The organism is Nocardia sp. NPDC055321 (assembly GCF_053645575.1).
In genome coordinates this window covers 208,082-229,815 of the sequence record NZ_JBSHMS010000006.1, presented here as the reverse complement: position 1 = coordinate 229,815, position 21,734 = coordinate 208,082, and the positions used below count along the sequence as shown (strand labels likewise).

The following is a 21,734-nucleotide window of genomic DNA, read 5'->3' as shown; positions in this document are numbered from 1 at the left end:
CCGCGGCGAGCGGCGGGTTCGCCCCGCCGGCGGGCCTTGCGCGGACGACCCGGTTCAGTGGACCCCGGCGTTCGACTCGGCCGTTCCGAAACGACCGAACGCCCGCGGACTTTCCGCGGGCGTTCGGGTAGGCGCCGATCAGCGGGCCAGCAGGCCGATCCGGTCGTACACCTGGGCCAGGGTCTTGCTCGCGACCTCGCGGGCCCGGTCCGCGCCGGCGGCGAGGATGCGGTCCAGCTCGGTCTGATCTGACATGAACTCGTTCACCTTGGCCTGCAACGGCGTAACGAACTCCACCAGGGCATCGGCGGTGGCGGCCTTGAGGTCGCCGTAGCCCTTGCCCGCGAAGTCCTGTTCCAGGGTGACGATCGGGGTCTCGGTCAGCGAGCTCAGGATGACCAGCAGGTTGCTGACGCCCGCCTTGTGCTCCGGGTCGTAGCGGATCTCGCGCTCGGTGTCGGTGACGGCCGAGCGGATCTTCTTGGCCGAGACCTTGGGATCGTCGAGCAGGTTGAGCAGGCCCGCGTCCGAGGAGGCGGACTTGCTCATCTTGGCGGTGGGATCCTGCAGGTCGTAGATCTTGGCGGTGCCGGTGACGATGTGCGGCTCGGGCACCACGAAGGTCTTCTTGTACCGGGTGTTGAAGCGCTGGGCCAGGTTTCGGGTCAGCTCCAGGTGCTGGCGCTGATCCTCGCCGACCGGAACCAGCTGCGGGCGGTACAGCAGGATGTCCGCGGCCATGAGCACCGGGTAGGTGAACAGCCCCACGGTGGCGTTCTCCGCCCCCTGCTTGACCGACTTGTCCTTGAACTGGGTCATGCGGCTGGCCTCACCGAAACCGGTGAGGCAGTTCAGAACCCAGGCCAGCTCGGCGTGCTCGGGCACCTGGCTCTGCACGAACAGCGTCGACTTCTTGGGGTCGACGCCCAGGGCCAGCAGCTGCGCGGCCGAGATCTTGGTCCGCCGGCGCAGTTCCTTGGGATCCTGCGGCACGGTGATGGCGTGCAGGTCCGGGATGAAATAGAAGGCGTCGTAGTCGTCCTGCAGGCGCACCCAGTACTGCACCGCGCCGAGGTAGTTCCCGAAGTGGAACGAATCGCTGGTCGGCTGGATCCCGGAGAGGACCCGCTGCTTGCGGTCGGCGGAGGGTGCAGGACTCGACATGGTTCCGATCTTTCCATGCCGGTCGAGCGGAATTCCGGGCGGTAGGCGCTGTCCGCGCCCACCGCCGCGGCGGGTGTTTCAGCCCGCGCGAGCCGCGAGCGAGCGCGGATCCACCCCCGGCATACTCGGCCGCCCGGAGTTCACCAGCTTCTGTTCGCGGCGGGTGGCCAGGCGGTAGAGCGGGTAGCTGGGCCCGGTCAGGGTGCCGCGCAGCAGTTTCGGGGCCAGCGGCGGGGACAGGTGTGCGGTGCGCACGGCCTGGGCGAGGCCGCGGCAGGCGATCTCCTCGCGGATTCCCCAGGTCAGGCCGTACATCTCGCGGATGCGCGGGGGCAGGCTGCCCTGCACCAGCAGGTTGAAGCCGCCGAGGGCCTGCTGCACGGGGACCGGCATGGGATAGGGCACCTGCTGGCCCATCAGATAGCCGCCGACGACCCTGGCCTCGTCGGTGAGGAAGACCTCGTCCGAGGCGAGATAGCCGTCGAAGACCCGGCGGAATTCGGGGTAGCTCGCGGGCGCGGCGTCGCGCGGCATGCCGAACAGTTCACCCCAGCGCACGTAATCCTGGTACAGCCCTTCGCGTTCGGTCGCGGTGAGCCTGCGGACGAGCAGATCGTGCATGACCTCGGCGGAGTCGAAGGTGAAGGCCATGGTCATGAACATGAGTTGCGGATCGTGCGCGGAGTAGCGGGTGCCGGCCGGGTGGTGGCTGCCCGCGTCCTCGGGCAGTCCGCCCTGGACCTTGGCGTGTCGCTTGTGGGTGAACGCGCGCGCCCGGTCGGCCTCCTCCTTCGTGCCCAGCGACACCGCTTCGAAGAGCCGTCCGGTGAGCGCGAGCCGGGTGTAGGGGGTGGTCCGGTGCTGGGTGTTCTCGGCGGTGCCGACGTAGAGCAGCGGGTGCACGGCCCCGATCACCAGTGCGCGCTGACCGTAGGTGAGCCCCACCGCGCGCTTGCGCATCACGCGCCGAATCATCGAGTCATCGGAGAAGTATCCGGTATCCGACCGTGCAGGCATCGTTGCCTCCCGAAGCAGTGTGTGATGCGAACCACCACATCTGGAAAAAGAGTCCCCCAGATTCGAGAATCTGGCAAGACCTACCCCCAGAACTGCGCCCGTGCCAGAATCGATCCGTGACCGGGCAACGCACGTACGGCGGAATCTCCGCGGCGCAGCGCCGCGCCCAGCGCCGCGCGGCCCTGCTGGACGCGGCCCTGGACATCCTCGGCGCGCACGGCGTCGACAAACTGACGGTCGCCGCCCTGTGCACCGGCGCGAACCTCAACGAGCGCTACTACTACGAGAATTTCGACGGCCGCGACGCGGTGCTGTCGGCCCTGTTCGACGCCATCGCCGAGGAGCTGGCCGGGACCCTGATCCTGGCCCTGCACACCGCCCCCGCCGATTCCCGCGCCAAGGCCCACGCCGCCATCACCGCCGGCGTCCACGTCCTGACCGACGACCCCCGCAAGGCCCGCGTGGCCCTGGTGGTGAGCTCGGCGACCCCCGAGCTCCGCACCCGCACGGTCCACACGGTCCGCGCGTTCGCGAACATGGTCGCCGCCGAAGGCACCGACTTCTACAACCTCACGCCCCCAACCCCCAACCCCGCCATCACCTTCCGTGCGACCTACCTGGTAGGCGGCCTGATCCAGACCCTGGCCGCCTGGCTCCAGGGCGACCTCCCCATGACCAGGGACGAGCTGATCGATCAGACGACGGACGTCTTCGTCCTGCTGGGCGAGGACCTCGCAGCACAGCTGCGCGGTCGCTAGGTGTCACTGCCTGCCGAACAGCGGCAGAGGACCGCTAGCGCAGATGTTCGGTTGTGCGCCTGCCAATTGCGGCGCTGAGGGCGTCGAGTTCGGCTAGAACATCCGTGGCGGCCCAGATTCGGTTGCGCTTGCTCTCCGAGAGAACTTCGAGGATGCCCAGGTCGGTCAGTTTGTTCAGGACGCGGTACGTGCTGGCGTCGGCGGTGCCGAGGAGCTGTTGTGCGGTGTCCGCGTTGAAGATCGGTACATCGAGAAGGACCCCGAGGAGCGTCTCCTCGCCGGATTTCGCCCGTGGGCGAGCGAGTTCACGCCAGCGCGACGGCAATTCGGCGAGGGCCCGCGCTGACTCCTCGGACGCCTCACTGGCGTATACCGCTCCCGCGGACAGGTATTCGACGAACTCGTCGACATGGCCGGCGCGATAGGAGTTCAGATACTCGAAGTAGCGACCGGTATCCGCGAGCATGGCGGACGCCAATGGAATCGTGACGGTTCGAGTGAGTCCGCGGCGGCGCAGGATCGCACTGATGAGTGCCCGGCCGATGCGGCCGTTGCCGTCGGTGAAGGGATGGATGGATTCGAACTGGGCGTGTGCGAGGGCTGCCTGCGCGAGGATAGGCAGATCATCCCGATTGGCGAAGATGAGGAGGTCTTCCACCAGTTCGGGGACCAACTCCGGCGGAGGCGGTATGTGGGCAGCGTCGATCGGTGTGTAATCGCTGCCACCGATCCAGTTCTGGACATCGCGCAGACGGCCGGCGTCACGGGCCGTGTAGTAATCCGGCTCCATCAGCAGCCGGTGCGCGGTCAGCAGGTCGCCGAGGGCTATCGGCCCGGATCCCGCCGCCTTCACCATGGCGAGCAACGCCTTGACCGCCGCGAGTTGCGATTTCGCCTCGTCCCCCGCCTTTCCGCCCGCAACCGCCTTACCGAAGGCTCGCCAGCCCGCGTCGATGTGCTCGATCTTCGAGGAGGCGACCGATTCGCTGCGCAGTAGAAAGTCCGCCAGGGGAGCAAGGTGCTCGCCGCAGCCGGCTTCGAGGCGAGCGATCGCGATCAGTGCCGCCTCGTGTGTCCGCGCAACCATCCCGGTCGGGTTGTAGTCGAGGTCGGCGATGGGAGGCGGGATCGACACCGTGATTCGGTCGAGGGTGCGGTCGGCGCGTGAACCCTGGCGCTGACGTGGCGCCCACGCCCGATCCTCGGTGCGATGCGGCGGCCAGCCCATGTCCCTCCTTCGAAAATAACCGAGACTAAGCGTTCATATATTTCAGTTTATACCGATAAGTAGAAATACAGAGTCCTTGTTCTCGTTTTCCGCATCCAAACGAGCGCGAAGGGCCGCGCAGCCCGCCTTGCAGGCGCGGAGGATGCGGGGTCCGCACCGCCTACAACTCGCGGCGGTCCCAGTCGAGGGTGGTGGCGGGCAGGCCGGGGACCTCGCCCTGCAGGATCACGCGGAAGGTGGTCTTCAACGGGGTCCAGTAGGCGGCGCAGTCGGTCATGGCGGCGGCGAACCAGGCGAGCTCGGCGGGCTGGTCGGCCAGCAGATCGGGGGCGTTGCGGACCAGCAGGACGTAGCCGTCGGCCTCGCCCAGGGACTCGGCGAGGTCGCGGAGGCACTCGTCGAAGGCGTCCTTGTTCGCGCCGAAGTAGTAGGGGAACTGCAGGGCGGCGGCGAACTCGTCGAAAACACCTGCGACGGTCCGCATTCGGGGGGCGCGCAGCTCGCGGGAGACGTAGGTACGGGGCAGGGCGTAGCGCAGGCCGCTGAAGTCGGGGGCCTGCACCCGCAGCGCGCCCAGCACCGGGTCGGCGGGCCGGGACAGGAACTGCGACAACGAGATCGGGGTGGCCATCAGCGCATCCTCGTGAAGGTGTCGTAGTGGTCGGCGGTGTACCAGGCGGAGCCGTCGCTGCCGGTGACGATGCGTTCCGCGCCCCGGTCCTGGCCCCGCCGTTTGGGATTCACATCCCACTCGCGATAGCTGATGTTCTTGCCCGCGGCGTCGCGCGCGGGCAGCGCCCGGTTGCGATTGAAATAGGTGTCCCCGCCGCGCGTTCCGGGCGCGCCCGCCGAGTCCGGCCAGCGCCCCGCGTCGATCTCCACGAGCGTCAGGTAGGCCCGGTCCGGCACCCCCGCGACCTTGGCGGGCGCGGAGGCGCTCGGCTGCCCGACCGCGCCCGGGTTCGACGGCTTCGGCGCGGCCGTCGAGGTCGCCGCGGGCCGGGCGTCCCCGCCCCGGTCCACGCTGTCGTTCCCGCGCGCCAGCAACAGCGCGAGCAACACCAGCGCCACCGCGCCGCCCAACAGCAGCCACGCGCGCACCCGCGGCGAGATCGTCACCGGTACTGGACCGTCACGGGCGCGTGGTCGGACCAGCGCTCCGCGTAGGTGGCGGCCTTCTCCACCACGGCCTGCTTCGCGCGGCCGGCGATGTCGCCGCGGGCGAGCTGGTAGTCGATCCGCCAGCCGGCGTCGTTGTCGTAGGCGCGACCGCGGTAGGAGTGCCAGCTGTATGGGCCCGGCACGCCCGGGTGCAGCTCGCGGACCACGTCCACGTACCCGGCCGCGAGCATCGCGGACACCCACGCCCGCTCCCGCGGGAGGAAGCCGGAGTTCTTGACGTTGCCCTTCCAGTTCTTGATGTCGAGCTCGGTGTGCGCCACGTTCCAGTCGCCCATGATCACGAAGTCGCGGTCGATCCCGGTCATCCGCGCGCCGACCTCGTCGAGGAACCGGTACTTCTCGTCCTGCATCGGGGTGTCGGCCTCGCCGGTGTGCACGTAGACGCTCGCGACGGTCAGCTCGTCGAAATCGGCCTCGATGTAGCGCCCGATGCTCGCGAATTCGGTTCCGGGAACCCAGTTTCCGTCCACCATGACCCCGGGCCCGATCCGCACCGCGTCCGGCTGCCTCCGGGACAGGATCCCCACACCCGCGCGCCCCTTGATCCCGGGTTCGGCGTGGCTCAGATACCACCCGGCATCGAGCGCGGGAGCCAGCACGCTACGCGTTTGCTCCTCGGTCGCCCGGGTCTCCTGTAGGCAGACGATATCGGCCTCGGTGACAGCCAGCCAGGCGAGCAGACCCTTGGGGGCCGCCGCGCGAACTCCATTGACGTTTACCGTGCTGAGGATTTTGGGCACCCTACGACCGTACAATGCCGCTATCCAACCTTCTCCGTGGACATCGAGGTCCAGGAAGGGGTGATGACGATGACGTCAGGCACCGCCAAGCCCGCCACCCCGCTCGCCCCCATGCGCGCATTGCACACCGGTTCCGGTGATCCACTGCTCCTGCTGCACGGGTTCATGATGTCCCCGCACTGCTGGGAGGGGGTCGCGGAGCGGATGGCAAGCCATTGCGAGGTGTTCGCTCCCGCCTTCACCGGCCACTGGGGCGGCCCGGAGTTCGAGGGCTGGTACCTCGATGTCAGTGCCCTTGCCGATCGAGTCGAAGACCAATTGGACGAGATGGGCTGGCGCACCTGCCATATCGCGGGCAATTCGCTCGGCGGCTGGGTGGGTTTCGAACTCGCGCGCCGCGGCCGGGCCCGCACGCTCACCGCTATCGCCCCCGCCGGTGGCTGGCAAACCCCCTCCGCGCTGCAGGTGAAGGTCGGCCTGAAGTTCCTGTCGCTGGTGCCGGTGGTCGAGGTGGGTAGACGCCTGCCGAACGCCATCGCCTTCAGCGCCCCGGTGCGCTCGGTGGTGTCGCTGCTGCTGAGCAAGAACGGCGCCGCGGCCCCGCGCCGCGCGGTCGAGGCCGCCATCACCTCGGCCATGAACTGCCGCGCCATGCTCCCGATGATCGCCGGCGCGTTGCGCGCCCCCGATCTCGAGGACATGTCGGACCTGAAAACCCCTGTGCGCCTGCTCATGTGTGAGAACGACCGGATCATTCCGTACCAGACCTATGCTCGTCGTTTCCTGCAGGAACTGCCCGAGTCCGCGGATCGCATCCTGATCCACGACGTCGGCCACGTCCCCATGCTCGAGGCCCCCGATCGTATTGCCACCCTGATCGCCGAGCACGTCTACGCGAGTCGCACTCGTTTGCGCGCGGTCTGAATTCCCCAAGCGCCCCACCGGATCCCGTTCGCTCCTAGGATCGAACGGGCAAGGATAGCCAGAGTAGGTCCGGGTCGGACAGGGGTGATTTTCAGATGAGTGTGCAACCGAAGGTCGATCAGACACAGCCGAGTGTCGCGCGCGTCTACGACTACATGTTGGGCGGTAAGGACAATTACGCGGTCGACCGCGAGGTCGGCGATTTCTTCTTCAAGGATCTGCCCGGGTCGGTGGCGATCGTCTACTCCAACCGCCAGGCCCTGGTGCGCGCGGTGGACGAGATGGCCCGGAGCGGTATCGACCAGTTCCTGGACATGGGCAGTGGGCTGCCGACGGCGGACAACGTGCACCAGGTGGCGCAGCGGGTGAATCCGGAGGCGCGCGTGGTGTACGTCGACAACGATCCGATCGTGCTCGCGCACGGCCGGGCGCTGCTGGCCACCCAGGACACCACGGCGGTGATCCAGGCCGACCTGACCGAGCCCGAATCCATCCATCACAGCGAGGAAGTCGAGCGGCTCATCGATTTCAGCCGCCCGGTCGGCGTCATCTTCAGCGCCATCCTGCATCACCTGAACGACGAGGAGAAGCCCGCCGACCTGGTGCGCTACTGGGCCGATCTGGCGCGGCCCGGCAGCCCGTTCTACATCTCGCACTTCCGCACCGGCCAGAACGAGGAGACCAAGGCCGCGGAGGACAAGCTCCAGGCCACGTTCGGTCGCGGCCGCTGGCGCACCGACGCGGAGATCGCGGGCCTGTTCGGCGATCTCGACATGGTCGCCCCCGGGGTGGTCCCGGCGGCGCTGTGGCATCAGGAATCTCAGGGCGACATGACCCGAATCGGCGCCCACGTCCAGGAATTGACGGTGTGGGAGGAACTGATCGGGTCCGCGATGGCCCGTAAGCCCTAGCGGGCTACTCCGGCGGCGGTGGGACGGGCGCGCCCCGCGGCGGCGGTATCTTCGGGTATCGCCGCGCGCCCGCCGCCACCGGTTCCCCGAGAGGATCCGGCAGCGTGGACACCCCCAGTTCGGCGTCGCGCCGGGCGCCCGGATCCCAGCCCGCGGCAACCACTTTCGTCTGCATCACGATCGCGGCGAGCAGAATCACCGCGCCGATCGCGAGCGCCGCCACCACCGCGCCCCAGCCGCCGAGCTTCGCCGCGGTGCCGATGGCCGTGCCGAACCAGCCGTAGTCGGCGTCACCGAACGTCGTGTTCTCCTCGCCGAAGGGCCCCAGCACCCGCAGCAACAGCGCGGGCAGGAACGTGATGAGCACGCCGTTGACGAACGCGCCCGCGATCGCGCCCCGGCGGCCGCCCGTGGCGTTGCCGTACACGCCGGCCGCGCCGCCGGTGAAGAAGTGCGGCACCAGCCCGGGCAGCACGAGGGTCAAGCCGAACAGCGGATTGAAGATCCAGGTCAGCAGTCCCAGGCTGACCAGTCCGCCGACGAAGCTGGAGATGAACCCGAGCAGCACCGCGTTCTGCGCGTACGGGAACACGATGGGCGCGTCCAGCGCGGGCACCGCGCCCGGCACCACGCGCGCGGCGATGCCCTGGAAGGCGGGCACCAGCTCGCCCAGGATCGTGCGCACGCCGAAGAGGATGACCGCGACCGCGATACCGAACTGCAGGCCCTGGCTCACCGATTTCATCAGGTAGTTCCCGATGTTCGTCGCGCCGTCCGGGAACGCCCGGTACGCCTCGTCCGCCCCGACGCGCACCAGGAAGATCACCGCCAGGACGAGGTAGAGCAGCACCATCGACAGCGCCGTGGCCACCATCGAATCGCGCAGGAAGCGCAGGCCCTCCGGCAGATTCATCTCCTCGGTGCTGCGGCTGCGCTTGCCGACGAGCTGACCGGTCGCACCGGCCGCGACGTATCCGGCGGTCCCGAAGTGCCCGATGGCCACGTCGTCGCCGCCGGTGACCCGCCGCGTCCACGGCTGGGCCAGCGCGGGCAGCGCCACCATGACGATGCCGAGCAGAATGCCGCCGGTGAGCACGACCACCGGCGTGGAGAATCCGGCCACCGCCAGCACCATGGTCAGCAGCGTGGCCATGAACAGCATGTGATGCCCGGTCAGGAAGACGTAGCTCAGCGGCGTGAACCGGGCCAGCAGCAGGCTGATGGCGAAGCCGAGGATCATGAGCCAGGTGACCTGCGCGCCGTATTCGGCCTGCGCGATGGCCACGATCGCCTCGTTGGTCGGGATGACGCCGTGCGCGCCGAGTGCGCCCTGGATCATGATCCCGAGCGGTTTCAGCGACAGCACCACCAGCCCCGCGCCGGCCCCGATGAGCAGGAAGCCGAGGGTGGCCTTGATGGCCCCGCCCACCACCTGCCCGGTGGATTTGCGCAGCGCGATCAGCCCGACGGCGGTGATGATGCCGATGAGATACGCGGGCTGACTGAGGATCTCGTTGACGATGAACTGGGCTATGGCCAGGACGACGTTCACGGGGCTCGCCTCCTACACGTCGAAGAGGTCGCGCAGGATGCGGTCGACTTCGGCGGTGCTGGTGAAGTTCTCCACAACCCGCACCGGAATTCCCATGTCTCCCAGTGTCTTCGCGATCTCCCCGGAGGTCAGCACCGCGACGGCCTCCCCCGCCTTGCCCTTGGCCGAAATGGTGTCGGTCGCTTCGACATCGACGTAGGACGACCATTTCCAGCGGTTGAGCACCTTCTCCAGGGTGCTCTTGAGAAACAGGCTGGTGCCGACGCCGTTGCCGCACACGGTGAGTATCTTCACCGGTCCCGACGCCGGGTGATCACCGGAAGCCGTTGTGGTGGAAAGCTTCTCGGATTCGGCCGCGTCCTCACCGGTGATGAGCCGGCGCAGTTCCCGGGCCGTCGCCACCGCCCGCAGCCGCTCGTCCGCACCGGGTTCGAGCAGCAGCCGGGCGAGCGCGGCCATGGCGTCGGTGTGCACCTCGGAGTCGGTGGCCGCCAGCGCCACCACCAGATCCACCGGGTCGTTGGGGCTGCCGAACTCGACCGGCTCGCGCAGTCGCACCCACGACATACCGGTCCGTGACACCGCGGGCGAGGGTCGCGCGTGCGCGAAGGCGAATCCGGGCGCGATGACGATGTACGGCCCGTTCTCCTCCACGTTGCCGATCATCTCGGCGGTGTACTCGTCCGTGGCCACGCCGGTGGCGGTCAGCAAGCTTCCGGCGGCGCGAATCGCCGCGCGCCAGTCCGGGGCCGGTACATCCAGCTGGATCGCGTCTTCGGGCAGCAGGTCCGACAGCGATGTCATGCCCGAATAGTCGCAGATTTTCCCGTCCAGCTACCGGAGGGCACACCGCAGGTTTCCACCACCGATTCACCGCGGTCGTCCGCGGCGCTCATCGCCCACTGCCCGGCGTCCGCCAAGGCCCGAGAACCAGCACGTCACCCCACGTCGCGGCTCGCGCCACCCACCCGCCGGTCCGCGAAATCGGCCAGCAGCTCCGCGATTCCGGCCGGATCGTCCAGCTGCGGGCAGTGCCCGGCGCGCGGGAGCACGATGAACTCGCTGCCCGGCAGCAGCCGATGCAGCGCCGCCCCGGCCCGCACCGGAATGATGCGGTCCCGGCGGCCGTGCACGATCCGGACCGGGCAGGACACGGGATCATCCGCGTAGCCGCCCACCGATTCCTGCGCGAAGCGAATCGCGTTCTCGGCCAGCCAGGCCACCTGCGCGGAGCTGCCGTACTTCTCGCGCCACATCGCGATGAGCGCGCGATCGGCCGCACGCGGGTCACCCCACAGCGCCAGCCGCGCGAACACCGAGATGCCCCCGCGCAGTAGCGGCGCGGGCATGCACGTCCGGTGCAGTACCCGCGCGGCGGCGGGCGCGATCCGGCCGCGGGCGAACCGTGCCAGCCAATCATCGGACAGCAGCGGCTCGTCGAGGGCGCAGACCCCGAGCACGAGACCCGGATTGCGCTGCGCCGCCCGCAGCGAGATCGCCACCCCGAGCGAATTACCCACCAGCACCACCGGTCCGGTCGACGCCAGCATCGCGTCGGCGAAGGCGTCCAGCTGCGGCAGCAGCGGACCCGGTGCGAACGGATCGGTCACCCCGAACCCCGCCATGTCGACCGCCACCGCGGCCCGCCCCCGAGCGTGCATCCCGGCGAGCACGCCCCGCCAGGTGTCGGCGGAATCGGCGAACCCGTGCAGCAGCACGAAGCGCGGACCGCCGCCCGGCACCTCCAGCACGCGCGTCCGGAACTCCCCGAACCACTGCGATCGTTCGGTGATCTCGCCGCCGAGGGCGGCCCACGGTGACGTCATTGTCACTCTCTCTTCACGAAATCCGTTGCTGTGCGGTTGTTCCGGTAACCGGGTCGCGCCGGCGAGCACATCCCGCGCGACCCGGTGGCCGGCTCACTTGCCGAGCAGCCCCTTGGCGACGTGCGTCACCTGGATCTCGTTGCTGCCCGCGTAGATCATGAGCGACTTGGCGTCCCGGGCCAGCTGCTCGACGTGGTACTCCGCCATGTAGCCGTTGCCGCCGAACAGCTGCACCGCCTCCATGGCGACCTCGGTGGCGATCTCGGAGCTGTACAGCTTCATGGCCGAGGCCTCGGCCAGTGACGGCGGCTTGCCCGCGCGGCCGCGTTCGAGAATGTTGAAGACCATGTTCTCGACGTTGATGCGCGCAACCTCCATCTTGGCCAGCTTCAACTGCACCAGCTGGAAACGCCCGATCTCCTGACCCCACAGCTTGCGAGTCTTGGCGTATTCCACCGAGAGCCGGTGACATTCGTTCACGATGCCCAGCGCCATGAACGCGACGCCGATGCGCTCGGCGGTGAAGCTCGACCGGGCGCTCTCCCGGCCGTCGCCGCCCTTGTGCTCCTCGGTCTCCCCGAGCAGCCGGTCCTTGGACAGGCGCACGTTGTCGAAGAACAGCTCGCCGGTGGGCGAGGCGTGCAGACCCATCTTCTGGAACGGCTTGCCCTGGGTGAAGCCCTCCATGCCCTTGTCGAGCACGAAGGTCAGCACCTTGCGATCGCGCTTGTCGGTGCCGTCACCGTCGTCGAGCTTGGCGTAGACGATGACCACATCCGCGAACGGCCCATTGGTGATGAAGGTCTTCTGCCCGTTGAGGATGTAGTCCTCACCGTCGCGGCGCACATAGGTCTTCATCCCGCCGAAGGCGTCCGAACCCGAGTCCGGTTCGGTGATCGCCCACGCCGCGACCTTTTTCATGGTCACGATGTCGGCGAGCCAGCGCTCCTTCTGCGCGAGCGTGCCGCGCGAGAGGATGGTGGTCGCCCCGAGCCCGATGCTCACGCCCATGGCGGTCACCAGCCCCATGCACACCCCGGACAGTTCGCTGATGAGCACCGCCATCATCGATTCCTGGCCTGCGAACGGACCGCCGTCCCCCGAGGAACCCTCCTTGCGCTCGGGCAGCGGCTCGCCCGCGGCCAGGGCCGCTTCGCGCTTGCGCTGGCGGGCCAGCAGTTTCCCGATCGCGTCGCCGCCCAGCGCGTCGATGCCGAAGTCGCTGAACAACTTTCGAATAATCGGATACGGCGAGATCTCACCGCTGTCGAGACCGGCCAGCTGCGGGCGGATCTCCTTGTCGATGAAGCCGCGCACCGCGTCGCGGATCATCTCGTCGGTTTCGGACCATTCGAACATCGTTGTTCTCCAGACGGTTTCGCTGTCGGGGGTGCGATCGGGACGGTACGACTCAGGGCAGGCGGGCGGCGATGTCGTCGATCAGCCACGGACCGTCGGTCTCGATGGTCTTCACGTCGTGCCAGCCCGCGAGCTCGGAGATGGCCCCGCCCTGCACCGCGAACACCTTGCCGGTGATCGGGCACTTCTCGGTGGCCAGGTAGGCGACCAGCGGGGAGATGTTGGCCGGGCTGAAGGCGTCGAAGGCGCCCTCCTCCAGATCCGCGACCTCGGCGGCCATCATCTCGCCCATGCCCGGCGTGGCCAGGGTCAGGCGGGTGCGCGCGATGGGCGCGATGGCGTTGACGCGCACGCCGTAGCGGGCGAGTTCGTCGGCCGCGACCAGGGTCAGCGCGGCGATGCCCGCCTTGGCCGCACCGTAATTGCCCTGCCCGGCGTTGGGAACGGTCACGCCCGAGGCGGACGCGGTGTTGACCACCGCCGCGTTCGGCTGGTTACCTGCCTTGGACTGGTCCTTCCAGTACCCGGCTGCGTGGCGCAGCACCGCGGCGTGCCCCTTGAGGTGCACCGCGACGACAGCGTCCCACTGCGCCTCGTCCATGCCCGCGATGAACGCGTCGCGCAGGATCCCGGCGTTGTTGATCACCGCATCGAGGCGGCCGAACTCCGAGACAGCCTGATCGATCAGGTTTTTCGCGCCGGCCCAGTCGGCGATGTTGTCGGTGTTCGCGACGGCGCGACCGCCGGCGGCCACGATCTCGTTCGCGACCTCCTGCGCGGGGCCGACGTCGACGCCCTCGCCGGAGTTGCTGCCGCCCAGGTCGTTCACCACGACCGCGGCGCCCTCGCGCGCGAACAACAGTGCGTGCTCACGGCCGATACCGCGACCGGCGCCGGTGACGACGGCGACCCGTCCTTCGAGCAATCCCATGAATCTCTCCTGTCCAGCAAGTCTTTTCGCGAACGGCGTCACCCCGCCGACGCCGTTCGAAGGTGTCAATCCGCGATGTCGGCGCGGCCGTCGCTCAACACGACGTCGTCCCCGCGCAGCGTGCGGAAGGCGTAGGTGGTGACCCCGTCGGCGGAGTCGAGCTTCCAGAGCTGGGTCCGCAGGTCGTCGCCGGGGAACACCATCTTCGAGAACCGGACCGCGAAGCGCCGCAGCCGCGCCACATCCGAGCCCGCGACCTCGGTGAGCACGCCCCAGGACGACATGGCCATCGTGCACAGCCCGTGCGCGATGATGCCGGGCAACCCGGCCTCCTTGGCGACGTCGTCGTCCAGATGCAGCGGCACCGGATCACCCGAGGCGGGCGAATACCGGTACGTCTGATCGAGATCCACGTGCGCCGCCGCCTCGGCCACCGGCGGCAGGTCGGCCAGCGCGGCGTCGAAACGGTGCGCGGGTGCGCCGTCGCCGACCCGCAGACCGGCGTTCACGCCGCGGAAGAACGCGGTCAGATACTGCTCGTTGACCAGTTCGCCGTCCTCGGCACGGGTTTCGATGAGGATGGTGATGGTCGAGCCGTTGTCCCTGCCCTCGAACCCGATGGCCTTGGCGCGCGAGACCAGCGTCTCGCCGGGCCGGATCGGACGGTGGAAGTGAAAGTCCTGCTCGCCGTGGACGACCCGGCCGAAGATGTCCATCGGCACCACGTCGATGACCGGCACCATCATGGCGTCGAACACCGGGACGATGGCGAACACGGGCGAGGCGATCTCGCCCTTGCGGTGCGCCTCGATGGGATCATTGGTGGCGGCGGCGTATTCGGCCAGCCGTTCCGCCGTGACCTCGAAACGCTCTTCGTCGGACCAGGTGTTCAGGCCCGAGGCATCGAATTCGATGGGGGTGCCCGACATCTCAGGCCGCCGCGGCCAGCGAGTCGAGGGCGGTGAGGGTCTTGTCGAGCTGGTTCAGCCCGTCCTTCTCCACCGCCTTGCCCAGCGCGCCCTTGATGAGCGCGCCCTCGAAGTCACCGGCGACCGCGAAGTTGCTGCCCTCGCCCGCGGGGGTGATGTCGAAGGTGAACTGCACCTTCACCCCGGCCATGCCGGTTCCGCTGAGCACCAGGCGATTCGGGGCCTCGACGCTCTCGACCTTCCAGACCATCTTGTTGGCCATGCCGAGCATGACGACCTTGGCGGTCAGCACCGCACCTTCGGACAGCACGGCCGGCGCGTCCTCCATCCAGCGCTCGTGGATGCTGAACCACTTGTCCCAGGTCTGCGGATCGGAGACCACGGCCCACAGGGCGGCGGGGCCGGCGGTCAGGTCGCGGCTGGCTTCGATGTGTCCCATGTGAAAACTGCTCCTCGTCGAGTAGATCTGTGTCGGTTGGTGTTTCGCGACGCGCTCAGCGGTCCGCGCGCTGGTAGGCGGTGATGACGGCCGCGCCGCCGAGCCCGATGTTGTGCTGCAGGGCGGCGGTGACGTTGTCCACCTGCCGCTTGTCTGCGGTGCCGCGCAGCTGCCAGGTGAGCTCGCTGCACTGCGCCAAACCCGTTGCGCCCAGCGGATGTCCCTTGGAGATCAGGCCGCCCGAGGGATTGACGACCCACTTGCCGCCGTAGGTGGTGGCCCCGGCGTCGATGAGCTTTGCCGCCTCGCCCTCGCCGCACAGGCCCAGCGCCTCGTACAGCAGCAGTTCGTTGGCGGAGAAGCAGTCGTGCAGCTCGATGACCTGGAAGTCCTCCGGGCCCAAACCCGCCTCGGCGTAGACCTTCTCGGCCGCCTGGACGTTCATGTCGTAGCCGATGAGGTTCTTGGCGGTGCCGTCGAAGGTGGAGGCATAGTCGGTGGTCATGGTCTGGCCCACGATCTCCACCGCCTGCGCGGCCAGGCCGTGCCGATCCACGAAATCCTCGCCGGCCAGGATGGCCGCGCCGGAACCGTCGGAGGTCGGCGAGCACTGCAGCTTGGTGAGCGGGCTGTAGATCATCCGCGCGTTCAGGATGTCGTCCAGCGAGTACTCGTCCTGGAACTGGGCATACGGGTTGTTCACCGAATGCCTGTGGTTCTTGTGGCCGATCTTGGCGAAGTGCTCGAGCGTGGTGCCGTACTTCTCCATGTGCTCGCGCCCGGCCGCGCCGAACATCCACGGGGCCACCGGGAACAGCACCTCGGAGATCTCGGCGAGGGCCATGACGTGCTTGGCCATCGGCTGTTCGCGATCGTCGTAACTCGAGCCCAGCGAGCCCGGCTGCATCTTCTCGAAGCCCAGGGCCAGGGTGCAGTCGGCGAGCCCGCCGCGGATCGCCTGGGCGGCGAGGTAGAGCGCGGTCGAACCGGTGGAACAGTTGTTGTTGACGTTCACCACCGGGATGCCGGTCATGCCGAGCTCGTACACCGCGCGCTGACCGGAGGTCGACTCGCCGTAGACGTAGCCGACGTAGGCCTGTTCGACCTCGCGGTAGTCGATACCGGCGTCGGCGAGCGCCTTGGTGCCCGACTCGCGCGCCATGTCCGGGTAGTCCCAGTTGCTGCCGTCCTCGTTCTTACGACGGCCCGGCTTCTCGAACTTCGTCATTCCGACGCCGACTACGTACACCTTGTTCGCCATCGAACTCCTCCCATCACGCTGCTGTGCTCGAACAGAAACAAACATACAGAGATGTATGTAAGCACACAAGGGTGCGGTTCCCAGCTGGATTCGAAGCCGATCATGGGCGCGCGTCAGCGCCGGAATGCGAATACATACATTCCGGGATGCATGAGCAAACGAACAGCGCCCGGGCCGTTCGCCCGGGCGCCGCGAGAAAGTGTCGTAGCCGGCTGGAGGTCAGTCGGCGATGACCAGACCCGGCAGCGACGCCGCCGCGATCACACGCAGATGCGCCGAGGCGCGCCGCCAGCGCCGCAGCGCCCGCGCCGGATCCGGCTCGATGAAGCTGGACACCAGAATGCCGCGCAGGGCGTCCATGGCGGTGTAGAGGAAATCGCGAGCATCCTTGCGGTACACCTCATCCGGGACGTACCGGGACAGCGCCATGAGCACCGCGTTGTTCACGAACGGCTCGACCTTGCCCATCTCCCGGGCCAGCACCGGATCGGTGCGCCCGGCCACCCACAGCTCCATGGCCGCGATGAACAGCGGGCCCTGATGCAGCTCCCACAGGAAATCCAGCATGGTGGCGATGGAGTCCGCGCCGTCCTTGATGCGCCCGATCTCCAGCATGGCGGCCTCGGTGCGGCGCTGGGCCAGATGACTGATGGCCGCGACCACCAGATCGGTCTTGGATCCGAAGTGGTGGACCATGGCCCCGCGGGTCACGCCCGCCCGTTCGGCGACCCGCGGCGTGGTGGTGCCCGCGTACCCGAACTCGACCAGACACTCGATGGTCGCGTCGAGCAGCCGCACCCGCATCTCGCTGCTGCGCTGCTCCTGGGTCCGGCGGGGTTGCTTCGGCGCCGCGGTCGTGGTCATCCCTGGATCGTACACTTACATACAAGAGTGTATGTAAACGAGACCGCTCCCGGTCAGGCGCTCCGGCGCGCGACCCACAGGGTGACGCTGAACAGCAGCACGCCCGCGACGGCCAGGAGCGTACCGACGACGGCCGGGGCGGTGTAGCCGAAGCCGGCCGCGATCACCAGGCCGCCCAGCCACGCCCCCGCCGCGTTGGCGATATTGAGGGCCGCGTGATTGAGCGCGGCGGCCAGGGTCTGGGCATCGTGCGCGACATCCATGAGCCGGGTCTGCAGGGCCGGGGCGAGCGCCGCGCCGGACGCGCCGACGAAGAAGGCTCCGGCCGCCGCCGTGAACGGATTGTGCGCGGCCGCAACGAAACCCGCCAGGATGAGCACCATGAAGATCAGGCCGCCGAGAATCGCGCGGTCGACGCCGCGATCGGCGAACACGCCGCCCAGGATGTTGCCCGCCACCATGCCGAGCCCGAAGAGCATGAGCACGATGGGCACCAGGCCGACCCGCATTCCGGCGACATCGGTGAGCGTGGTGGTGATGTAGGTGTAGACCGCGAACATGCCGCCGAAGCCGACCGCGCCCACCAGCAGGGTGAGCAGCACCTGCGGGCGCCGCAGCGCACCCAGCTCGGTCCGCGGGTCGGTAAGGCGAATCCCGTGCAAGTGCGGCACGAAACGAGAAATAGCGGCGACGGTGGCCGAACCGATGATGGCGACGACCACGAAGGCGTCCCGCCAGCCCAGATGCTGACCGAGCCAAGTGGCGCTGGGAACGCCGACAACATTGGCGGCGCTCAAACCCAGCATAACCGCCGCTACCGCCTTGGCCCTTTGGCCCACCGGCGCCAGGGAGGCCGCGGCCAGCGACGCGACGCCGAAATACGCGCCGTGCGGCAGGCCCGAAACGAAGCGCGCCGCGGTCAGCGTCGCGAAGCTCGGGGCGAGCACGGTGGCCACGTTTCCCACGGTGAAAGCCACCATGAGCCAGATGAGCAGCTTCTTGCGATCGACCCGCGCGGCCATCGCCGCGATCACCGGCGCACCGACGACCACGCCCAGCGCGTAGGCGGAAACCACATGCCCCGCAACCGGTTCGGAGACGTCCATGGCTCCCGCGATATCGGGCAGCAAACCCATGGTGACGAACTCGGTGGTCCCGATCCCGAATCCGCCCAGCGCCAGCGCCAGCATCGCCGCGATCGGCCACCGCCGCTCGTTCTCCGGAGCAGCGGCCACCGCCGTCTCGGGCGCAGCGGCCACCGCCGTCTCGACCGCCACATCCCCGCCGGGCACAGAGTTAGCCATGAACGTGGGCAACACCCCGGCGCATCTCCCCCATCCCGCTTTCGGCGTGAGCCCACTCACCCGCGGGGATCAGGCACACGAACGCCCGGCGAGCGCGACGCGATCGGGTACGGCGTGGCCCGGGCGACAGCCCGACTCTCGGGACGAACGTCACGGGCCGCGGCACGACGGGCACGGCCCGGTACCGCGGCGGGCACCGAACAGTGCCTCAGCGCGAGGCGGCGCCGGCCGACTCGAAATGCTCCACGAGCAGCCGTGCGGTGTCCTCTGGCGCTTCCTCGGGGATCCAGTGCGAGACGCCGGGCAGGATCTCGAGCCGGAACGGGCCGTCCACGAACCGCTCGGTGAGCCGCACGCCGCTCTCCAGCACCGCTTGGTCCCCGCTGCTCCAGATCTGCAGGGTCGGGACCGCGACCCGGGCGGTGAGCACGCGCGGGGAGGACAGCAGCATCGCGCGGTACCAGTGCAGGCCGCCGCGGGCGATCGCGCGGTCGCGCACGCGGTCAGAATCGCGGCGGATGTGTTCATCGGTCTGGCCCAGGTCACCCAGGATCCGGCGGAAAATGCCGGTCCGCAGGGTCAATTCGGGCAGCAGCGGCACCTGGAAGGCGTACATGTACCAGGACGCCACCACCTGGCGGCTGGTGAGCACCGCGCGCGCGAACGCTCCGGGATGCGGAATCGACAGCGCCGCCATGGATTTCAGGCCGCCCTGTCCGGATCCGGCGACGACCCAGGCCAGCGCCGCGCCCCAGTCGTGCCCGACCAGGTGCACCGGCCGCCCGATCTGCTCGGTCATGGCCGCGACGTCCCCCGCGAGCTCCCCGAGCCGGTACTGCCACCGCCAGCGCGGCGCCGCGCTGGCCACCGAACCCCGCAGGTCCGGCGCGAAGGTCCGGTACCCCGCCGCGTGCAGCAGCGGCGCGACCGCGTCCCAGCTCCGCGAGTCCTGCGGCCACCCGTGCAGCAGCAGGACGGGTTCGCCGTCCAGCGGCCCCGAGTCGATGACCGGGAATACCAGCTCTCCCCGGCGAAATTCCGAAATACGAACGGCTACGTCGGTCCCCATTGACCTGCACCTCCAGCGCTCCGGCAATACCGCTTCAGCCTGGCACATGGGCCACAGTGTGCGCTACCGCAAGTAACAGATAAATCTCGCCATTATCGTCTGCCCTGCGCGGCGGCCGCGGCCACGAGCGTCTTGCGCAGGCCCAGCACCCCGGCGAGCGCGAGCACGGTGACCAGCACGAAGCCGCCGCCGAGAATCAGCGGAATCTGAGCCGCGTCCGCACTCGTCAGGCAATCCCCGCGTTCGTCGGGCCCGCACCTGCGGCCGTCCGCCCGCGCCGCCAGGACGAAACACAGCACGGTCATCCCCAGCGATGCCACCGCGAGCACCCACCCCAGCCGAATCCACAGCCGATACCGCGGCGGCAGTGCGCGAACCTTACCCATGCCCAGTTCTTATCACCCGCAACGGAATCGCGGGTATCGCCGTGGTCCGGACGCCGAAAACAGTTCGGGCACCCGCTGTTCCGCGTACTCGCGGAGGCAGGTGCCCGGATGCTCGGCGCGATGGTTCCGGCCGGGACGATCGGTCCCGGCCGCCATCGTTTCGCCGCTGCGCCGCTGTTCACGCCGGCGCGACTTCTACTCGGACATCGATGACGTCCTGCTTCCGTCCGGCGAGGTGATCCCTCACGTTCCGAAAGTCTTGCGCCCCGGGCCTTCCGGAGAATTCCGGGCGCCCGAGAATCTTACGCCCCGGACCCCGGCAACCGCCGAATCCGGAGATGTCACCCGCCTAGCGCAGGGTGCGGGCCAGGTTGGCGTCCAGCACGCCGAGGAACTCCTCGGTGGTCAGGTAGCCCTGGTCGCCGCCGACGAGCAGCGCGAGATCCTTGGTCATCTGGCCGTCCTCGACGGACTTGATGACGACGTCCTCGAGGGTCTGCGCGAAGCCGACGACCTCGGGGGTGCCGTCCAGCTTGCCGCGATGAGCCAGGCCACGGGTCCACGCGAAGATCGAGGCGATCGGGTTCGTGGAGGTGGGCTTGCCCTGCTGGTGCTGGCGGTAGTGCCGGGTGACCGTGCCGTGCGCGGCCTCGGCCTCACAGGTGCGGCCGTCCGGGGTGAGCAGCACCGAGGTCATCAGGCCCAGCGAGCCGAAGCCCTGCGCCACGGTGTCGGACTGCACGTCGCCGTCGTAGTTCTTGCAGGCCCAGACGTAGCCGCCCTCCCACTTGAGCGCGGAGGCGACCATGTCGTCGATGAGCCGGTGCTCGTAGGTCAGGCCCTGAGCGTCGAACTCGTCCTTGAACTCGTTCTGGTACACCTCTTCGAAGGTGTCCTTGAACATGCCGTCGTACGCCTTGAGGATGGTGTTCTTCGTGGAGAGGTACACCGGGTAGTTCTGCTGCAGACCGTAGTTCAGCGAGGCCCGCGCGAAGTCCCGGATGGACTCCTGGAAGTTGTACATACCCATGATCACGCCGCCGTCTTCGGGCATGCGCACGACCTCGTGCTGGATCGGCTCGGAGCCGTCCTCGGGCGTGAAGGTCAGGGTGACGGTGCCCGCCTGGTGCACCTTGAAATCGGTGGCGCGGTACTGATCGCCGAAGGCGTGGCGGCCGATGATGATCGGCTTGGTCCAGCCCGGAACCAGACGCGGCACGTTGGAGATGATGATCGGCGCACGGAAGATGGTGCCGCCCAGAATGTTGCGGATGGTGCCGTTCGGCGACCGCCACATCTTCTTGAGGTCGAACTCCTCGACGCGGGCCTCATCCGGGGTGATGGTCGCGCACTTCACGCCGACGCCGTGTTTCTTGATGGCGTTGGCCGCGTCGACGGTGACCTGATCATCGGTCTTGTCGCGGTACTCGATGCCGAGGTCGTAGTACTCGAGGTTCACATCGAGATACGGGATGATCAGCTTGTCCTTGATGAACTGCCAGATGATCCGGGTCATCTCGTCGCCATCGAGCTCGACGACAGTCCCTTCAACCTTGATCTTGGACATGGACTTCGTGTCCTCCTAGGAAGGTGGTGCTCCCATTGCACGGCCAGGTGAGCACGCTTGTGAGCGGGGACCCCGGCTGTTCAACAAACAACGTATATGCCCGGCGTTTCCTACGGGGCCTCTGGTACCAGGTCCGCATTCCGGAGCGCCAAGCAATACGAGCGTACTGCTGGTGGGAACCTCACCGCGCGGGCAGCCCCCGCTGTGCGGGACCGCGCCCTCAGTTACCGGCGAGTAGGAGCCACGTCACGTCCCGCGTGAATCGGTATCACCGCGGGTTCGGGCGTTCCGCCGCTCATCCGCCGGAAGCGTCGAACAGCGGG

The 21,734-nt window shown here is 68.4% G+C and carries 22 protein-coding genes; 3 read left to right on the top strand and 19 right to left on the bottom strand.

The window, feature by feature from the left end; translation table 11 throughout:
* Window positions 1–138: 138 nt before the first annotated feature.
* Window positions 139–1,164, bottom strand: coding sequence for a tryptophan--tRNA ligase (trpS, locus tag ACWIGI_RS12295; protein WP_454202437.1), 1,026 nt, complete (start codon window positions 1,162–1,164; stop codon window positions 139–141).
* Between the two features lie 78 nt (window positions 1,165–1,242).
* A complete protein-coding gene (locus ACWIGI_RS12290; protein WP_454202436.1) occupies window positions 1,243–2,181 on the bottom strand; it encodes an oxygenase MpaB family protein in 939 nt (312 codons plus the stop codon).
* A 116-nt stretch (window positions 2,182–2,297) separates the two neighbouring features.
* On the opposite strand from ACWIGI_RS12290, the gene ACWIGI_RS12285 reads away from it, so the two are divergent.
* Window positions 2,298–2,939 carry a TetR/AcrR family transcriptional regulator gene (locus tag ACWIGI_RS12285; protein ID WP_454202435.1) on the top strand — a complete coding sequence of 214 codons (642 nt, stop codon included), beginning with the start codon at window positions 2,298–2,300 and terminating at the stop codon, window positions 2,937–2,939.
* Window positions 2,940–2,973: 34 nt separating this feature from the next.
* Here ACWIGI_RS12285 and ACWIGI_RS12280 read toward each other — a convergent pair whose 3' ends face one another.
* From ACWIGI_RS12280 to ACWIGI_RS12265, 4 genes are all read right to left on the bottom strand, one after another.
* The gene (locus ACWIGI_RS12280) at window positions 2,974–4,167 is read right to left on the bottom strand and encodes a Fic family protein (protein WP_454202434.1); all 1,194 of its coding nucleotides are present in this window, start codon (window positions 4,165–4,167) and stop codon (window positions 2,974–2,976) included.
* A gap of 160 nt (window positions 4,168–4,327) precedes the next feature.
* Entirely contained in the window at window positions 4,328–4,798 is a 471-nt protein-coding gene (locus tag ACWIGI_RS12275; protein WP_454202433.1) for a barstar family protein, read from the bottom strand.
* The gene (locus ACWIGI_RS12270; RefSeq protein WP_454202432.1) at window positions 4,798–5,286 is read right to left on the bottom strand and encodes a ribonuclease domain-containing protein; all 489 of its coding nucleotides are present in this window, start codon (window positions 5,284–5,286) and stop codon (window positions 4,798–4,800) included. The genes ACWIGI_RS12275 and ACWIGI_RS12270 overlap by 1 nt, the downstream gene beginning before the upstream one ends.
* The gene (locus ACWIGI_RS12265) at window positions 5,283–6,089 is read right to left on the bottom strand and encodes an exodeoxyribonuclease III (protein WP_454202431.1); all 807 of its coding nucleotides are present in this window, start codon (window positions 6,087–6,089) and stop codon (window positions 5,283–5,285) included. The genes ACWIGI_RS12270 and ACWIGI_RS12265 overlap by 4 nt, the downstream gene beginning before the upstream one ends.
* A 63-nt stretch (window positions 6,090–6,152) precedes the next feature.
* Here ACWIGI_RS12265 and ACWIGI_RS12260 point away from each other — a divergent pair, with 63 nt between their 5' ends.
* Together ACWIGI_RS12260 and ACWIGI_RS12255 are read left to right on the top strand one after the other, a co-directional pair.
* Complete coding sequence (locus ACWIGI_RS12260) at window positions 6,153–7,013, top strand: alpha/beta fold hydrolase (protein WP_454202430.1); 861 nt, start codon at window positions 6,153–6,155, stop codon at window positions 7,011–7,013.
* Window positions 7,014–7,108: 95 nt separating this feature from the next.
* On the top strand, window positions 7,109–7,924 hold the full coding sequence (locus ACWIGI_RS12255) for an SAM-dependent methyltransferase (protein ID WP_454202429.1): 816 nt from the start codon (window positions 7,109–7,111) through the stop codon (window positions 7,922–7,924).
* Window positions 7,925–7,928: 4 nt separating this feature from the next.
* Here ACWIGI_RS12255 and ACWIGI_RS12250 read toward each other — a convergent pair whose 3' ends face one another.
* The 13 genes from ACWIGI_RS12250 to ACWIGI_RS12190 form a co-directional block, all read right to left on the bottom strand.
* Window positions 7,929–9,476 carry a PTS ascorbate transporter subunit IIC gene (locus ACWIGI_RS12250; RefSeq protein WP_454202428.1) on the bottom strand — a complete coding sequence of 516 codons (1,548 nt, stop codon included), beginning with the start codon at window positions 9,474–9,476 and terminating at the stop codon, window positions 7,929–7,931.
* 12 nt (window positions 9,477–9,488) lie between these two features.
* Window positions 9,489–10,280, bottom strand: coding sequence for a PTS sugar transporter subunit IIA (locus ACWIGI_RS12245; protein ID WP_454202427.1), 792 nt, complete (start codon window positions 10,278–10,280; stop codon window positions 9,489–9,491).
* A 134-nt stretch (window positions 10,281–10,414) separates the two neighbouring features.
* Window positions 10,415–11,302, bottom strand: a complete 888-nt coding sequence (locus ACWIGI_RS12240) for an alpha/beta fold hydrolase (RefSeq protein WP_454202426.1) — start codon at window positions 11,300–11,302, stop codon at window positions 10,415–10,417.
* A gap of 93 nt (window positions 11,303–11,395) precedes the next feature.
* The gene (locus ACWIGI_RS12235) at window positions 11,396–12,661 is read right to left on the bottom strand and encodes an acyl-CoA dehydrogenase family protein (RefSeq protein WP_454202425.1); all 1,266 of its coding nucleotides are present in this window, start codon (window positions 12,659–12,661) and stop codon (window positions 11,396–11,398) included.
* Window positions 12,662–12,713: 52 nt separating this feature from the next.
* The gene (locus ACWIGI_RS12230) at window positions 12,714–13,592 is read right to left on the bottom strand and encodes an SDR family oxidoreductase (RefSeq protein ID WP_454202424.1); all 879 of its coding nucleotides are present in this window, start codon (window positions 13,590–13,592) and stop codon (window positions 12,714–12,716) included.
* Window positions 13,593–13,657: 65 nt separating this feature from the next.
* Complete coding sequence (locus ACWIGI_RS12225) at window positions 13,658–14,521, bottom strand: MaoC/PaaZ C-terminal domain-containing protein (protein ID WP_454202423.1); 864 nt, start codon at window positions 14,519–14,521, stop codon at window positions 13,658–13,660.
* Between the two features lies 1 nt (window position 14,522).
* Window positions 14,523–14,960 (bottom strand): type II toxin-antitoxin system Rv0910 family toxin, encoded by a 438-nt coding sequence (locus tag ACWIGI_RS12220; RefSeq protein ID WP_454202422.1) that lies wholly within the window; start codon window positions 14,958–14,960, stop codon window positions 14,523–14,525.
* 55 nt (window positions 14,961–15,015) lie between these two features.
* Window positions 15,016–16,221 carry a lipid-transfer protein gene (locus ACWIGI_RS12215; protein WP_454202421.1) on the bottom strand — a complete coding sequence of 402 codons (1,206 nt, stop codon included), beginning with the start codon at window positions 16,219–16,221 and terminating at the stop codon, window positions 15,016–15,018.
* A 219-nt stretch (window positions 16,222–16,440) separates the two neighbouring features.
* A complete protein-coding gene (locus tag ACWIGI_RS12210; protein WP_454202420.1) occupies window positions 16,441–17,085 on the bottom strand; it encodes a TetR/AcrR family transcriptional regulator in 645 nt (214 codons plus the stop codon).
* Between the two features lie 53 nt (window positions 17,086–17,138).
* Window positions 17,139–18,389, bottom strand: a complete 1,251-nt coding sequence (locus ACWIGI_RS12205) for an MFS transporter (RefSeq protein ID WP_454202419.1) — start codon at window positions 18,387–18,389, stop codon at window positions 17,139–17,141.
* Window positions 18,390–18,597: 208 nt separating this feature from the next.
* Complete coding sequence (locus tag ACWIGI_RS12200; RefSeq protein WP_454202418.1) at window positions 18,598–19,458, bottom strand: alpha/beta fold hydrolase; 861 nt, start codon at window positions 19,456–19,458, stop codon at window positions 18,598–18,600.
* Between the two features lie 92 nt (window positions 19,459–19,550).
* Window positions 19,551–19,844, bottom strand: a complete 294-nt coding sequence (locus ACWIGI_RS12195; RefSeq protein ID WP_454202417.1) for a hypothetical protein — start codon at window positions 19,842–19,844, stop codon at window positions 19,551–19,553.
* Between the two features lie 349 nt (window positions 19,845–20,193).
* The gene (locus ACWIGI_RS12190; RefSeq protein WP_454202416.1) at window positions 20,194–21,411 is read right to left on the bottom strand and encodes an NADP-dependent isocitrate dehydrogenase; all 1,218 of its coding nucleotides are present in this window, start codon (window positions 21,409–21,411) and stop codon (window positions 20,194–20,196) included.
* Window positions 21,412–21,734: the final 323 nt, after the last annotated feature.